This is a genomic window from Corynebacterium sp. KPL2680, from assembly GCF_040225675.1.
In the GTDB taxonomy this organism is placed as follows: Bacteria; Actinomycetota; Actinomycetes; order Mycobacteriales; family Mycobacteriaceae; genus Corynebacterium; species Corynebacterium rhinophilum.
The window spans coordinates 1-15,002 of sequence record NZ_JBEHFM010000016.1; the positions used below are offsets into that span (position 1 = coordinate 1).

General features: G+C 56.8%; 14 protein-coding genes and 1 tRNA gene. 8 read left to right on the forward strand and 7 right to left on the reverse strand.

Translation table 11 applies throughout. The features are described from left to right. Positions 1 to 660: 660 nt before the first annotated feature. The 3 genes from ABRP66_RS08610 to ABRP66_RS08620 all read left to right on the forward strand — a co-directional run bounded on the left by ABRP66_RS08610 (position 661) and on the right by ABRP66_RS08620 (position 5,029). Positions 661 to 1,632 carry an HNH endonuclease signature motif containing protein gene (locus ABRP66_RS08610; RefSeq protein WP_349838570.1) on the forward strand — a complete coding sequence of 324 codons (972 nt, stop codon included), beginning with the start codon at positions 661 to 663 and terminating at the stop codon, positions 1,630 to 1,632. Positions 1,633 to 1,756: 124 nt separating this feature from the next. Next, positions 1,757 to 2,485, forward strand: coding sequence for an ABC transporter ATP-binding protein (locus ABRP66_RS08615; protein WP_349838571.1), 729 nt, complete (start codon positions 1,757 to 1,759; stop codon positions 2,483 to 2,485). Further along, positions 2,486 to 5,029 carry an ABC transporter permease gene (locus tag ABRP66_RS08620; protein ID WP_349838573.1) on the forward strand — a complete coding sequence of 848 codons (2,544 nt, stop codon included), beginning with the start codon at positions 2,486 to 2,488 and terminating at the stop codon, positions 5,027 to 5,029. Here the strand turns inward: ABRP66_RS08620 and ABRP66_RS08625 are convergent. The 4 genes from ABRP66_RS08625 to ABRP66_RS08640 all read right to left on the reverse strand — a co-directional run bounded on the left by ABRP66_RS08625 (position 5,026) and on the right by ABRP66_RS08640 (position 9,068). Then, positions 5,026 to 7,161, reverse strand: a complete 2,136-nt coding sequence (locus ABRP66_RS08625; protein ID WP_284771033.1) for a bifunctional lysylphosphatidylglycerol flippase/synthetase MprF — start codon at positions 7,159 to 7,161, stop codon at positions 5,026 to 5,028. The two genes, ABRP66_RS08620 and ABRP66_RS08625, sit on opposite strands and share 4 nt — an antisense overlap. Next, entirely contained in the window at positions 7,148 to 8,347 is a 1,200-nt protein-coding gene (locus ABRP66_RS08630) for an alpha/beta hydrolase (RefSeq protein ID WP_284771034.1), read from the reverse strand. Before ABRP66_RS08630 ends, ABRP66_RS08625 begins: the two co-directional genes overlap by 14 nt. 62 nt (positions 8,348 to 8,409) lie before the next feature. Continuing rightward, positions 8,410 to 8,769: a fluoride efflux transporter FluC gene (locus ABRP66_RS08635; protein WP_239270136.1), complete on the reverse strand. Its 360-nt coding sequence runs from the start codon at positions 8,767 to 8,769 to the stop codon at positions 8,410 to 8,412. Then, positions 8,766 to 9,068, reverse strand: a complete 303-nt coding sequence (locus ABRP66_RS08640) for a fluoride efflux transporter family protein (protein ID WP_239270137.1) — start codon at positions 9,066 to 9,068, stop codon at positions 8,766 to 8,768. Before ABRP66_RS08640 ends, ABRP66_RS08635 begins: the two co-directional genes overlap by 4 nt. Positions 9,069 to 9,153: 85 nt before the next feature. Between ABRP66_RS08640 and ABRP66_RS08645 the strand changes: the two genes are divergently transcribed. The 4 genes from ABRP66_RS08645 (at position 9,154) to ABRP66_RS08660 (ending at position 11,517) form a co-directional block, all read left to right on the forward strand. Continuing rightward, on the forward strand, positions 9,154 to 9,600 hold the full coding sequence (locus tag ABRP66_RS08645; RefSeq protein WP_284771035.1) for a MauE/DoxX family redox-associated membrane protein: 447 nt from the start codon (positions 9,154 to 9,156) through the stop codon (positions 9,598 to 9,600). Positions 9,601 to 9,653: 53 nt separating this feature from the next. Continuing rightward, positions 9,654 to 10,370, forward strand: coding sequence for a DsbA family protein (locus ABRP66_RS08650; protein WP_284771036.1), 717 nt, complete (start codon positions 9,654 to 9,656; stop codon positions 10,368 to 10,370). A 76-nt stretch (positions 10,371 to 10,446) separates the two neighbouring features. Next, positions 10,447 to 10,519 (forward strand) — tRNA-Ala (locus ABRP66_RS08655). Positions 10,520 to 10,692: 173 nt separating this feature from the next. After that, complete coding sequence (locus ABRP66_RS08660; protein ID WP_284854035.1) at positions 10,693 to 11,517, forward strand: cutinase family protein; 825 nt, start codon at positions 10,693 to 10,695, stop codon at positions 11,515 to 11,517. Positions 11,518 to 11,578: 61 nt separating this feature from the next. On the opposite strand, the gene ABRP66_RS08665 is transcribed toward ABRP66_RS08660, so the two are convergent. Together ABRP66_RS08665 and ABRP66_RS08670 are read right to left on the reverse strand one after the other, a co-directional pair. Further along, on the reverse strand, positions 11,579 to 12,376 hold the full coding sequence (locus ABRP66_RS08665; protein WP_349838576.1) for a GDSL-type esterase/lipase family protein: 798 nt from the start codon (positions 12,374 to 12,376) through the stop codon (positions 11,579 to 11,581). A 44-nt stretch (positions 12,377 to 12,420) separates the two neighbouring features. Next, positions 12,421 to 13,266: a GDSL-type esterase/lipase family protein gene (locus ABRP66_RS08670; protein ID WP_284771039.1), complete on the reverse strand. Its 846-nt coding sequence runs from the start codon at positions 13,264 to 13,266 to the stop codon at positions 12,421 to 12,423. 167 nt (positions 13,267 to 13,433) lie between these two features. On the opposite strand from ABRP66_RS08670, the gene ABRP66_RS08675 reads away from it, so the two are divergent. Continuing rightward, a complete protein-coding gene (locus ABRP66_RS08675) occupies positions 13,434 to 14,171 on the forward strand; it encodes a fructosamine kinase family protein (RefSeq protein WP_284771040.1) in 738 nt (245 codons plus the stop codon). Here the strand turns inward: ABRP66_RS08675 and nadE are convergent. Next, entirely contained in the window at positions 14,168 to 14,989 is an 822-nt protein-coding gene (gene nadE / locus ABRP66_RS08680; protein WP_284771041.1) for an NAD(+) synthase, read from the reverse strand. The genes ABRP66_RS08675 and nadE overlap by 4 nt on opposite strands. Between the last annotated feature and the right edge of the window lie 13 nt (positions 14,990 to 15,002).

Here is a 15,002-nt window from a genome sequence, read left to right on the forward strand (position 1 = left end):
CTAAGCCTGTACACGCTGATGGTACTGCAACCGGGAGGTTGTGGGAGAGTAAGTCACCGCCGACACCAAACAACAAAAAGATAATTCCATATCGATTCTGGTAGTCCCCGAAAGACCACCACCCCGAATAATTGTGGGTGGTTGGTGTTTCGGGGACTTTCCGTCGTTTTACCCCCGCTGATATTTGCGACGTGTACTCTGCCGAACAGGGGTTATGCGTGTCGGGTGTGTGGGTTTTACCCCTGGTGTCTTTTCGGGTGGGTAGTCTGATGCCTAGTTAGACGAAAGCACATTCGACCATTCATGTGGAGTAATCGGGGTACTAACACGATGACAAGTAGCACACCACCACCCACCACAACAGGCCACGATCCAGTAGGCGACATCATAACGGGGGATACCCGTCCAGCCGGCGAGTCACTAGACTACAACACCGCTACTGATGGTGAGGCAGATGTACCGGTAGTCTTTTATGCCACCAACACACCACATAACCCTATTGCTGCAGCTGGAGTTAAGGCTAGGAAGAACTCCTGGTTGTTCTACCAATCACTACTTCCGGACTTAGATGATGACGTGGATCTGACACTGACCAGCTTGGCTAAAGACCTAGGCCTAACCTATAGCATCCTATCTGGCATTATTAGGGCACACTTCCGCATGCAGGAACTACCGCTGGTTACAGCCACCAACAGGCAGCAATGGATACTAGATACACCACGCCTTAGGGTTATCGACCGGGAAATAGAACGTGTAGGCGACAACCACGAACACATAGGCCTAGTCGATGCCGCCCTGGCAGATTTTCTCACACCGACAGCACCCAGCCAGCATGTGCCCACTGTGGCGGAAATCCGCCGGTTTATCCGAGACTTCATCGACACCCATCAGCTAGCAGTCGACGATACTGACGAGGTCGAGCCTGCCCTTAACGTAGCTGTGCATAATAACCGGGCCACGATTAGTTTGACGTGTGATAAAGCTACTGCTGCCATCATCGCCCGCCATATCGACACCCAAGCAGACAACAACAGGTGCGGTGCCGGTGAAGCCTTAATTCAACTCATCCTGGACAACACGCATACCAAAGTCGCGATTAATACCTTCACCACCGACACCACCGGCGACAATAACGCCGCCGGTGCCGGTGCTGGTGCTGGTGCTGGTGAGGCGAAAGTGTATTTCCCAGGCTACGGCTGGTCCAGCATCACCAACCTAGAAAACATCGACACCTTCACCCGACAACTTAAACCAGAAGAAACCCCGGGCTACCAGCCCACCAGCCACATCCGCGCCTACACACAAGGCAGAGACCTCACCTGCCGCTGGCCCGGCTGCACCACACCAGCACACAAATGCCAACTCGACCACCGCATCGAATACAACAACGGCGGACCCACCAGCCCCGACAACCTCGTCACCCTGTGCCAACACCACCACAACATCAAAACCGACAAACGAGTCCACTACATCATGGACCCAATAACCGGCACCATCGCCTGGCTACACACCGACGGAACCTACCAAACAGACCACCCGAAAGGACCACTAGCCACCACAAACACACACTGGCACTACACCTGGAAACAATTCCTCACACACAAAAGAAACAAACACAACAACAAAAAATAAGAACCACCACCCCAGCACCACCACACCAGTGCGCCCAATTCAGCCCATGGGATGATGGGACGCAGCGAATGAGCGGGTTACTATGTAGAAAGGTAATTTCCCATTTACAAGGAGAACACGCTTTATGACTGATGCCGCGGCACGCGCCGTTGACTTGTTTAAACAATACGGAAGCGATGACACAGCCGTTATCGCCCTTGATCACGTGTCCATCGAGTTTGGAAAGAACCAATTCACGGCCATTATGGGCCCCTCGGGTTCGGGCAAGTCGACGTTGATGCACACGATGGCAGGCTTAGACTCTGCTACTTCTGGTTCGGCGTTCATCGGGGATACCGATATGTCTCATCTCAATGACAAAGACATTACGGCGCTGCGCCGTGATCGCCTGGGATTCATTTTCCAGTCTTTCAACTTGGTTCCTACCTTGACGGCTGCGGAAAACATTTCGCTGCCGACGGACATTGCAGGTAAGGACGTCGACAAGCAATGGTTTGAAGAAGTCACCCGCCGCTTGGGGCTGGCGGAGCGTTTGGAGCACCGTCCGGCGGAATTGTCTGGTGGTCAGCAGCAGCGTGTGGCATGTGCTCGCGCTTTAGTGTCGCGGCCGGAGATTATTTTTGGAGATGAGCCTACGGGTAACTTGGACTCCAATTCTTCGGCTGAGGTGCTGGATATTCTGCGCACTGCGGTGGATCAGGATGACCAGACTGTGGTCATTGTGACGCATGATGCCAAGGCGGCGTCTTATGCTGATCGCGTAGTTTTCCTTGCTGACGGCAAGCTCGTTAACGAACTGCAGGATCCGATGATGGAGGCCATTCACAATGTAATGGCAGAGATTGAGGGTTAAATGGCACGCGGAAACGCAATGCGCAGGGTGTCCGTGCGCAATATTTTGGCGCATAAGTTGCGCCTTGGGCTGACAATTTTGGCGGTGGTTTTAGGCACCGCCTTTATTGCTGGCTCTTTCATGTTCACTAACTCTTTGAAGGCTACTTTTGATTCCGCGGTGGATAACCAATTCCGCGGTGTAGACGCAGTAGTTAGTGAGAACGATGATAGTGACCAGAAGCTGGATGAAGTGCTGCGCCAACAGCTGCTTGATGATCCCGCGGTTAAAAACATCAACGTCGCTGACTCGCAGACCGTGGTTGTTGCCGATGAAAATTCGGAGGCTTTCCAAACCCAAAGTGGTACTGCGAGCCTTGTGCCGTATTACCCCGCGGATAAAACCGTCGGTGGATCTAGTGAGCTGGTTGAAGGCGATGAGCCAAAAGCCATAGATGAGGTAACGATCAATTCCTCTGCTGCGGAGAAATACGATATTTCCGTTGGCCAGAAGCTTTTGGTGGTTCATCCGGATAGCCAGGATGAGGTTAGGGTCACAGGCATCGTGGAGCCGCCGGTGGAGCAGGGCGATAGCATCGAGCTGCGGATGGGCGAGGTTGATTACCTAGGACGATTTGGTGATCCCTCCCAGCTGAAGGTCTCTGCCGCTGATGGCGTAGATGCGAATGCGCTTGTCGATGACCTCAATGACAAGTTCGACATCAAAGCCGAGTCCGGCGAGCGTCTGGCAGAGCAAACCAGTGAAGCAATGACTGAGGCCTTGAAGTTTGTGAACTACTTCCTCGTTGCCTTTGGTCTTATCGCCTTGTTGGTGGGTACCTTTATTATTGCCAATACGTTTTCCATGATCGTGGCCCAGCGCATTAAGGAGTTTGCTCTGCTGCGCGCTTTGGGCGCTTCGCGTCGCCAGATCACCAATTCTGTTGTGGTGGAATCTGTCATCGTTGGCGTACTGGGTTCCATCGTCGGTGTTCTTGCCGGCGTGGGATTAGTCGCTGTTATCAAGGCAATTATGGGCGCCAACGGTATGGACATCGGCGGCGGCTTGGGCTTGAGTGTTGCGGCCGTGGTGGTCCCCATTATTTTGGGCACGATTGTCACCGTGGTCTCCGCGTGGGCTCCTGCGCGGCGCGCGGGTGCTGTGGAACCGGTCGAGGCGATGCGCACGACGGAGTCTGCCTCCGGCTCTTCTTTAAAGGTCCGCACGATTTTCGGTGCGATCCTCATGATCGGCGGTATTATTGCGGCGTTTGCGGGCGTGCTTAGCGATGCCGAAACGAACGTCCGCGCCATTCTCGTCGGCCTCGGCGCCGTCGGAGTAATTATTGGTTTCTTCCTGGCTGGGCCCGCGCTCTCTTTGCCACTGGTGCCAACACTGGGCAAGGCTATTGGTGCGCCTTTCGGGTCCATCGGCAAGCTGGCTGCTACTAACTCGCGGCGTAACCCGCGCCGCACCGCCGCTACGGCCTTTGCCCTAACCCTGGGTGTGGCATTGGTCACGAGCATCGGCATGCTGGGGCAGACGATGAAGGCTTCCATCTCGGATACGGTGGACCAAACTATTACATCGGACTATATTTTGTTCGGTCCAAGCTCCGGAAGCTTCCCGACGCCGAAGGAAACCGGTGCGCGTGCCGCAGAGGCAGACGGTGTGGATAAGGTCATTACCGTTGGCTCGGCCCCGGTTGCCGTGGACGGTCAGGCCTCCTTGGACTTTGGCGCCGGCGGTTTGTTCACCGTGACGGTAGATGCTGACCCGACCGCGATGCTGGCGATGAACATGGTGGAAGGCGATGCCAATATTGAAGGTGGCTTTGCCGCCACAGAAGACTTCGCCAAAGAAAATGGCTGGAAGGTAGGAGAAACCTACGAGGTCACCGGAAGCGAACCAGGCAAGACCGCGGAAGCGAAACTGGTCGGTACCTTTGAGCCCATCGAGACCATTCAAAATATGGTGGTTTCGCAGGACGTGGCAGAACAGGTCGCCGCTGACGGTGAATTCTCCGTGCAGATGGTGGGCGTATTAGGCCAAGAAGGCTATGACAAGGAAGAGTTGCGCCAGAACCTCGAGGATGCTGTCAAGGATCTCGTGGTGGTACAGGTCAATACCGGTAAGGAATATGCGGGTCAGGCTGCTGGCTTCATTGACCAGATGCTGGCCATTCTCTACGGTCTTCTTGCACTAGCCGTGATCATCGCGGTACTGGGCATTGTCAATACCTTGACCTTGGGCGTTATCGAGCGCCGCCAGGAGATCGGCATGTTGCGTGCGGTGGGTACGCAGCGCCGCCAAATTCGCAGGATGATCACTCTGGAGTCGGTCCAGATTTCGCTTTTCGGCGCAATCATGGGCATTCTCATTGGCCTCGGCTTGGGGTGGTCCTTCATTGAGATCTTGAATGATCAGGGCCTTGGCGGCGCCGAGGTTCCGTGGGGCATGTTGGTAACCATGCTGCTGGGATCCGCAGTTGTGGGCATCATTGCAGCGGTATGGCCATCGCAACGCGCGGCAAAGACGCCGCCGCTGGAGGCGATTGCGGATTAATGCCTGGATATCCAGGCCTTGACCGCATCCGTGGTCTTGAGGTCTGGAAGGTAGGCGTGCATCGTCGCTAGACCGATATTAGGAAGTTTCAGCTCGTCGTCGTAGCACAGGAACCATGGGTGCTCTTCGGGCTGGAACTTCTTTTTGCTTGCCGCCAGGCTGTGGAATCCGTAGAAGGGCTCGACCTCATTGCCTAGGCGCTGCAAGAGATTGTCGAGCCAGGAGGGCGACGGTGCTTGCCCGGCCAGAGGGGCGCCGGATAAGGAGATCCAGGTAGAGCCCTCGGAGTGTGCGATGAGCAAGGCTTCTGAGATGAGCAGTTCCATAACTCCCTTGAAACCGTGCTCGTTGCGGCGCATGACGTCGAGGGTATAGCCCGCGATGGAGCCGTTTTCGAAGACAGGCATCCAGCTGGTGACGCCGTGGAGGGTGCCGTCCTGGGCTTCGGCAAGCAGCAGGCGAGTGCCGGGGACCTTCATCTCTTCTAGCCCGCCTAAGGTAAATCCCATTTCGGGCAGCGCCTTTTCTGCTACCCATTCCTCGCTGAGCGCGGTGATCTTGGCGATGGTGGTCAGGTCGAGTTCAGCCCAACTGGTCCAGCGGGTGCGAATTCCTTCCTTGGTTGCTTTATTGCGGGCGGTGCGCACGTTCTGGAATTTCTTTCCCTTGAACTCTGTGCGGCAGGGCAAGACGGCCTCTTCGGCAACGTGGACGCGCTTGAGTTCTGGGTGGGCGGCGGCGAAGTCCGCGTTGACGGAATACCAAGCCACGGACCAACCCTGGTTGGAGGCGAAGGTGGCGAATTCGGTGCTGATATCGCGGCCCACGGGTGTGCCTAGGGTGAGGGCGACGCCGTTGGAGACGCGGTAGGCCACGTAGGAATCGCCGTGGAAGAAGTAGCGGTTGGATTTCCACAGGGTCATAAAGGAGAGGTGGTCGCCCGTGCCGGATTCGAGCAGGCGGCGCGCGGTGCGGATATCTGCCGCGTTTGCTGGATCGGTGGGCCGGGAGAAGCCGCGATAGAGGCGGAAGGCCACGAAGATCCAAAAGGCATTTCCTATCCACTCGTAGAGAAACCAGGTAAGGGAGGACGTGGGGATTACGTGGTGGGGAAGTATCAGGGCCACCACGGTGGGCAGGAAGCGCAACGGGGTTTCAGCGAGCACGTTCGGCAGCGGGGCGTGCAGCTGCGCGATGAGAATCCAGAGCACCGAACCGCATGCGGCGATGCCAGCGCTTAACAGAGCGGTGCGCAGGAGATAGGCGCGGTTTTCGTGGGTGGGAAACAGCCGCCGGTTAATGAGCAGGATTGCGAGCACGCTAAGCCAAGGCAGCGTGACAGGGATGAGCTCGGGGAGGAAAGAAAGCCTATAGGCAAGCAGGGCAAGGGCCGCTACCTGCGATAAGACCGCGAGCCTCCAGGCGGTGATGCGCCCGCGCACGAGGCCGAAGCAAAAGACGAGTTGCAGGATGAGTGGCAACAGGTTGGCTACCACGGGCCCGATTCCGCGGCTATCTTGCCAGAGCAGGCGCGTGACATCGGAAAATGGGCCTTGCGCCAACGGATCCAGGGCGATGAAGGCGGGGCCTATCGCAACGCAGGCGACGCAGACGGCGATGAGCACGCGTTGTTCGCGGACGGTCGGCGTACCGGGTGCGGGTTTGGCGAGCAGCTGGCCGGCGGCGATGGATAGGGCGGCGGTAGTGATACCGAGGACATCGGAAAGCGCGCCCGCGTACAGCACGTACGTGGCGGTCAGGGAAAGAATGGAAATTCGGAGGCGGCGGCGCCACAGGCGGGGCATGAACGCGGAGGCGAACCCGGCCGCGCCTACGATGAATCCAATCGGACTGAGGAAGTCGGTGCTATTGGGCCAGTGCTTGGCGATGCCCAGCGTTATCGGCACTCCAATCGCCGTCGCCGCCAGCCCGGTGGTGAGGGTATAGGTGGAACCGAGGAGCCACTCGGCCGGGGCGAGCCAGGTGGCGATGAGCACGGTAATGATGATGGAAGCACCCGGGTGAGCGGTGGTGAGCGCAAGCCACGGTTTGAGGGGAAAATCGACGAGGTGTAGCGACCACATGATGGCCAGCAGAGCGATGGAAACGGGAAGCTTTTTAAGAATGGACATTGTTAATCCCATCGAACGGATCTGTTTCTACCTTGATGCCGCCGCGGGCAGCGGCCCAAGCAAAGGATTCGCGTAGCGCGGGGCGCCAGACCTGGAAGGAGTGCCCACCCGGCCGCGTGCCGTAATAGGTTTTCATTCCGGCTGCCCGAGCTTTATCTGATAGCGAGCGCAGGGCGTTGACGGATGCGGCATCGTCATCACCGGCGATGAAGATGGCCTGAAGGTTGTCGTAGCGGTTGCGCTCCAAGAGGTAGGCGGGGTCTTGGTTGTTATAGGCGGATTCATCGCCGTGGAAAAACTTATTAACGGTGGCGGAATGGTTGCCAATGGTCGGCTCGGCCTCGCCGGAGATATCGATAACGGAGCCGTAGGCATTCGGATGGGTGGTAGCTATTTGCAGCGCGCAGGTGCCGCCGTAACTTAGCCCGCCAACGGTCCAGGTGTGCTGATCGTTGTTGACTTGGAACTTTGACTTTATATCTTTGGGAACATCGCGGGTGAGGTAGGTCATGACTTGGGCGACATCGCTATCGGCGCAGATGGGGTTCGCGGTCTCGGAACCGGTGGCATCGACGGCGATGACGATGGGGCTGCGCCCGCCATTGGCCGCTTGGAATTGATCGGCGGTTTCGTCCGCTTCGCCCGAACCAAACCATTGATCCGGGCCGCCGGGGTTGCCGTGGAGAAGGACCAGAACCGGGAGGTTGTGATCCGTCCAGTATGCGGGCGGGATATACGCGGTGGCGGTGCGCGCGGAGAAGTGGGACGTTGCGCTGGGCAGATCGACGTGGACGAGGGCGGCGCCGGAATGGGTGGTGGTGAACTCGTCATAGTCCATTTCCTTCGCCACAGGGCGCGGGTCGAGGGAGCCGACGTCTGGATAGGTTTGATATTCCATATTGACTAGCCCGACGGTGGCCAAGAGGGAAAAGATTCCCACCACGACCGTGATCACCTTGGGCCTGCGCAGGAGTGCGGCCAAGGGAACTACCGCGGCTAGATAGATGTGCCAGGGTACTTCCCAGTGCCGGAGGAAGAACCACCCAATGGCGCAGAGGACGAGGGCGAAAAGTATCGGCCAGATTTTCTTTTGGGTGATAACAACGATCGCCGCTACCGCGAGGATGAGGAGGAATATGACGCCGTTGACGGGCTCGGCCAATGGCAGGTTCATAAAGAAGTTCACACAGAGAAATCGTAGGCCTGCGCTGGTCCAATCTATCTAGGAGCGAGCTGGGAATTGCGTACCTAGATCCCGTGATAGATAAGTCCAGCCCACATCACCCCGCGCCAGGCTAAAACCACTCCGATCCCGATGGTCCAAAAGAGGTATTTGCATAGGGGCCACCATTGCCGCTGTTTGACCATTTCCCCTAGCTCTTTCGCCATGGTGGACCAGGTGGAAAGTCCACCGGCGAGGCCGAGGGCGAAGAGGGGATGGGTGAAGGGGGCATCGGCAAGCTGCGAAAAGCCCACCGCCAAGCCAAAAACCAAGGAGCCCAGGATATTGGATACGAAGGTGCAATACGGCGAGGGCAGCAGGCGGGTAAAACCGTAGCGCGCCGCGCCGCCGAGAAAACCGCCGATAAGGACGAAGAGCAGGTTCATCGCAGCTTATCCCCAGCGAGGTAGGCGGCGGTGCAGCCCACGAGCGTGGCCGCGACATAGGCCAGGGCGATGCTCCAGTGGGAATCTGCGGTGAAGAAAGCAAAGCCAGCAAAGCTGGTAAAACCGCCCAAGAATCCGGTGCCCCAGAAAGGCCCGGGGCGGGTATATCCCATCAGCGCGCTGCCGACGATGTTGAGGATAAGCAGCGGGATCAGCCCGCCGCCGAGCGCGATAGTTAAGAGATAGCGGGCACCGGCGCCGAGCGCGGCACCGGACCCGGCGATGAGGAAGTGCGGCATGGGGCCCATCATAGTGGGCGAAGTCTCAGGAAAAGCACAGGGCATTGTATCTGAAAAAGGGAGGTTAAACGCTAAACTAATCGGCGTGAACAAGACGTTTGATGTGGTGAGCTTTATTGCTCGCTTTGGCATGGCCGCGGTGTGGATCATCGCCGGCGTAGAGAAGATGGCCCACCCGCTGGACACCATGCAATCTATCGAGGCCTATGAGATTTTCACGCCCGAATGGTCTGGGTATTTGGTCCAGCTCATTGGCCCGCTAGAGCTGGTGGGCGGAATGCTCCTTCTGCTGGGGATTTTCCTCCGCGAGTCCTCCAAAGTTGCGGCCGTGGTCATGGTGCTTTTCATGGTCGGCATTCTCCAGGCATGGCTGCGTGGGCTGGACATCGATTGCGGGTGCTTTGGTGCTGGTGATGCTGCTGCGGAGCCCGGCATGAACTACGGGCTGACGCTGCTTCGCGATGCCGCCTTCCTCGCCCTTACCGCATGGACCATCAAACGCCCGTTCACGAAATTTGCGCTCCACCCGTAGTGGTGGGCACAGTAGGTTGAAAGAGTCCGAAAGTATCAACAGGCAAGGTTTAAATGAGCAAAGTAAGTGACCCAAATGCCAAGTCTGGCAATGGTTTCATCTGGGGCGTCGGCGTCCTCCTCGTTATTATCGCCGTGGTCATTGGCTACATCGTGTGGAATGGCAAGCAAGCCAATGAAATCGAGGTCAATATGTCCATGGACTATAAGGACAACGCGATTACCCTGAAGTCCGATGCGGCCAATGACGATACTCCAGAAGTAGATCTCTACGAAGACTTCTCCTGCCCCCACTGCGCGGAGTTGGCGGAAAGCACCGATGAGGAGATGAAGCAGGCGATTGAGGATGGCAAGCTGGTCGTCCACGTGCGCACACTGAATTTCTTGGACAAGGTGCGTGATGAAAACAATGATGGCTACTCCACTAAGGCTGCGGCAGCCTTGTCGGAACTAGCTAAGTCCGGCGATGTGAAGACCTACTGGAATTTGCGCGACTACATGATGCAGAACCAGCAGAGCGTTGCCACCAAGTGGGACATCGAGGACATCGCTGACCAAGCGAAGGAGCTCGGCGCCGAGGATGCCGTGGTTGATTCCATCAAGAACGTGGATATCGAGCAAGGTAATAAGGTTGGCAAGGCAAACTCAGACAAGCTGAAAAAGGAAACCGACTCCGTTTCCTCGCCGCGCGTTGTCCAAAACGGCAAGGATATTCCGGATAAGGATTCTGGTCAGTCTTTGAATGACTGGGTAGACGTCGCCACCAAGTAGCAGGCGATTTGGTGAGTTAAATACTCGCCATGTATATTCATACGAGTTGCGGCCCACAGGGTTGCACCTCGTATATGGGGCTATGGCGCAGCTGGTAGCGCACCACACTGGCAGTGTGGGGGTCACGGGTTCGAATCCCGTTAGCTCCACAATATAGTGTCCCGAGGCATCGTTGAAGAACGGTGACTCGGGATTTTTTATGCGAAAACACGTCTGGTTCACCGTGTGTTGGTGGTGTCGCCTGTTAGCAAAGAATCATGTAATGTAACCCGTGTAAACCGTTGGAACCTTTTTGAAAATGGGAAATCATATGGATCTTACTGTGAAAGCTGCGGCTGCTGGCGCAATCTCTGCAGCCGCACTTGCACTTTCTGCTCCCGCCGCCACTGCGGCGATTCCTGGGAACCCAATGTCTGCTCCGACGTGTGCTAATCAGCAGGTCGTTTTTGTTCCTGGCGGAGCGAATACTATTCCGTCAGCACCTTCGGATGTTCCGCACGGTCTGATTACCGGACAGATGGGCGTAAAGCTCGGACTCCAGCCGGATACGAACGCCACCTTTGTGGGCTACCAGGCCTTCCCATTTGCTGTGTCGAAATATTCTGACTCTTCTAACGAAGGATATAACCGCACGGCAGCTAAGATCCAGCAAATCCAGAATGATTGCCCGAATAGTAAGATTTCCTTGGTCGGCTACTCCGAGGGAGCAGATATTTCCGCACGCATCATCAACGATGCAGCGCACGGGCGCGGACCACTTGATAAAGATAGGTTTGCATCTGCAGCCCTCTATGCCAACCCGTATCAAGGCGGTAATGGTGCTGCGCAGTATCACGATGACATGTCCAATGCGACCGGCGCGCTAGGCCACCTCGACGGTGGGTACGGCGAACTGGGGGCTGACGTGCTTGAGGTTTGCAACCCGCAGGATATTATTTGTAACTACCCACAGGAATATCTGGGATTGGTATCCCCGTCCATGGAAGTGGACGCGGTACACGGCAAGCTTCCTCTGCAGCAGATCGTAGGTGAGGCTGCGCAGCATGGCCCAATGGATAATATAAACCTGTTGCGCGGACAACTTGCGCACCTGCAGTACGGTGGTGCTGAATTTCAGGCAGGCATCGATTGGATCAATAACCACTAACCAGAAAACTCATAAAAATATCCCGCATAGTTCAAAACTATGCGGGATATTTTCTTCCTACTTACTGCAGAGCGTGGCCGATGAACTGGCCATAAGCTGCGGTGCCGTGGGCATTAAGGTGCAGTGGTAGGTTGCCGGGAGCTGGTGGTACTGGGTCAACGAGGTTAACCCACCAGCGGTCTGGGGAGCACATGTCATGTCCTTCAGATATGGGCTGTGCATCTAAGAATGTTGCGCCGTTTTGCTCGGACACTTCGCGCAGGGTGTTTTGCAGGCGCTGCTCTGTATCAGAGACGGCTGCGATAGGCAGGGGAATGATCGAAGAGGTCAGGCAAGTGGTGTTCTCCCGGGTAATGTGCGGGTAACCTACGACAGTCACCTTGGCATTTGGCGCATGTTGGTGGGCTATATCGAGTGCACTGCGGAGACCACCGCGAATCGCACGGTCGGAAGCCTCGATATCCGATTTGTAGGGGTAAGTGTCATTTGCGCCGGCAACGATGACGACATTTTTGGTCTCGTGGTTGAGGTTGCCGTCTTCTGCTGCCTTTCGGAGAGAATTATCGACGTGAATACCGCCAGTGGCTAAAGAGGCACCTGCGCATTGGTACTGGTCAACGTGTGCACCGGAAACATTGTTCATCTCAGTGGCAATGGCGTTATCGGTAACGCAACCTACTCCGGTATTGGCCTTCTTATGTGCCTTGTTCAGTGCATGGTCGGTGAAGGTTGGGTTGGCTACAATACTGTCACCAACGAGAACAGTGGTTCCTGGGACTGCAGCTGTGCCAACGGTACTCGTGCCCACAAGCGCTGTGATGAAAGTAGCAGCTGCGGCGAGCTTATTAATACGCTTCACTTTTACTCCGCGTTTATTTTCTGGGAATAGGGGAGGGGTAGGGCCTAGTTCCTTAGACCATTGGTAATAATACCTGCCATTCCTGTGTGCCCTACATCAGTTGGGTGCATAGGCATCACGGAAGGAGCCGTGGGGGTCTTAGCAATGACAGCCCACCGGTGGTTGGTATCCGGCTGGCAAGGATCGTGCGTTTTCGCTTGGTTGTGTAGATCGATGAAGTTCACGCCAAGGGAGTCTGCGGCACGTCCGATTTCGCGGTTGAACTCTTCTTCGGCGCCAGTAACACCAGGGATGGACAGTGGCAGCTGCATCCGGTCGTCATTGATCACACAGAGGGTGTCATTAACCGTCATCGGGATGTAGTTGACCATTGTGATGCGGGCATTCGGGGCGACGGACCGAATTTTATCGAATTGTGCGGTCAGTAATCCGCGGTAGGTTGAGCCCTTAGGGATATTTGGGGCGGCGGCGTTAGCCAGTGCATCGACATAGGAGCCAGGCTGTAAGCCGCCATACATGAAGGCGACTTCTTTCGTATCGGGGCCGATATTTCCGGTACGGATCGCGTGTTCGACGTGGGCAGCTACCCAATAACTGGTTCCGTTGCATGTGTAGTCCGCAAGGCTGTGGCCGAGATTCCGGGCGGTTTGGTGTGGCCAGTTGTGGGTGTCATTGCCACACGTGTGGACTGGAATACCAGGGATAGAGAAGGGGCTGACTGCTGCGCGGTCCCCAGGGGCGCCGCCGTTAGCGGAAAAAGAGTCGCCGAAAGTGACCATTTCCTTTCCGTGGGGCTCTGCTGCGTTGGCAGACTGGGCCATCGTCAAGGCGGCACCAAGTGCGAGGAGACCACCGGCGATCTTCTTTTTAATACTGTTAATTCCGATCATAGTTATCCTTTTCAATTCGAGAGAGACAATTTACCATTCGGTAAATGCTTTATATGCAGCATCTTAGTGCGCCGTAGGCCAATAAACTAAATGGTAAAAGCTGTCAATTAGGGTGTGGGATATGTAATCACTTTTCCGTCCTAACCTGGTGTGCTACTGAAGCGGTTATGCTGGTCAATATGCAGACCTTTGCGAAGCAAGTAAGCGATAAAGACCAAGCTGGTGCTGAGGCTGCCGGCCTCCGGTGGTTGGGTGAAGCCACGGATGCGGTAGCCACAGTAATTAGCGCCGACGACAAGGAAATCGTTACAGAACGCATCAACGAGGTAGTGCCCACTTCAGAGGCCGCGCGAAAATTTGGTGCAGAGCTCGCGCGCGTGCACCGCGCTGGGGCGCCGGCCTTTGGCAGTGCGCCGGAGGGGTGGGAAGGCAAAAACTTCATCGGCACCATCGAGCAGGAGTGCACGCCCACCGATAACTGGGGTGAATTCTATGCCCAGCAGCGCGTGCTGCCCTTTGCGGAGCCGGCCGGAATAAGTACCGCGCAAAGGGACTTGGTTAAGCGCGCTTGCGATGCGATCGCCGCCCGCAGCTGGGATGTGGCCCCCGCACGCATCCACGGTGACCTGTGGGCGGGCAACCTGCTTTTCGATGCCCAGGGTGGCATCATGATCGACCCCGCCGCTCACGGCGGACATCCCCACACGGATTTGGGCATGTTGGCGCTATTCGGCGCGCCCTATATAGAGGAAATCTTCCGCGGCTATGGGGCGCCGCAGGATATTGAGACCTGGATTCCCATGCACCAACTGCACCCACTGGCAGTACACGCGCTCACCCACGGCTCGGCGTATAACCGGCCGCTAGAGCGCGCGGCGCTCGCCACGCTAGAGGCGCTGGCTTAGCTGGTTGGACCCTGTGGCATCTGGCGCTTATGGCCACCTCGGTGCCACAAGGTTTCGATGCGTTCGCGGGAGGCATCGGGAACCGCCTTGCCCTCTAAGTAGTCATCGATGTGGGCGTAGGTGACGCCGAGCGCCTCTTCATCGGGAAGCTGCGGTTTATCGTCTTCCAAATCCGCGGTAGGGACCTTGGACCACGTGGACTCTGGCGCACCTAAGTGCTTGAGCAATGCCGCGCCTTGGCGCTTATTTAGCCCGGCCAAAGGGAGGAGATCCGCTGCGCCATCGCCCCACTTGGTATAGAACGCGGTGACGTTTTCGGCTGCGTGATCCGTACCTACAACCAGCGCGCCCACCTCGCCGGCGATGGCATATTGCGCGGTCATGCGCAGGCGCGCCTTGGCATTGCCGCGATTGAAATCATTCAAGGAATCTTGGTTCACCGCGCGCGCCACTTCTTGGCTCAGCGCCGCGGTGGCCGGCTGAATATCAACGGTGACCCGGTGATCGGGGTGGATGAAATCAAGGGCGATCTGGGCATCGTCCTCATCGGCCTGCGTGCCGTGGGGCAGGCGTACGGCCCAAAAATCGGCGCCTTCTACCCGCTCTACTGCCATCTGGGCGAGCTTTCCCGCCAAGGTGGAATCCTGGCCGCCGGAAATGCCTAGCACGTAGCCTTTGGCACGGGTCAGTTCCAAGTATTCCACGAGGAAATCTACGCGGCGGGCAACTTCCTCTTCTGGATCGATAAAGGGGCGTACATCCAGCTGTTTTATGATGGATTGTTGCAAGTTTTCGGCATCGGGTGACATGACGTTCATCGTAGTCTCCTGA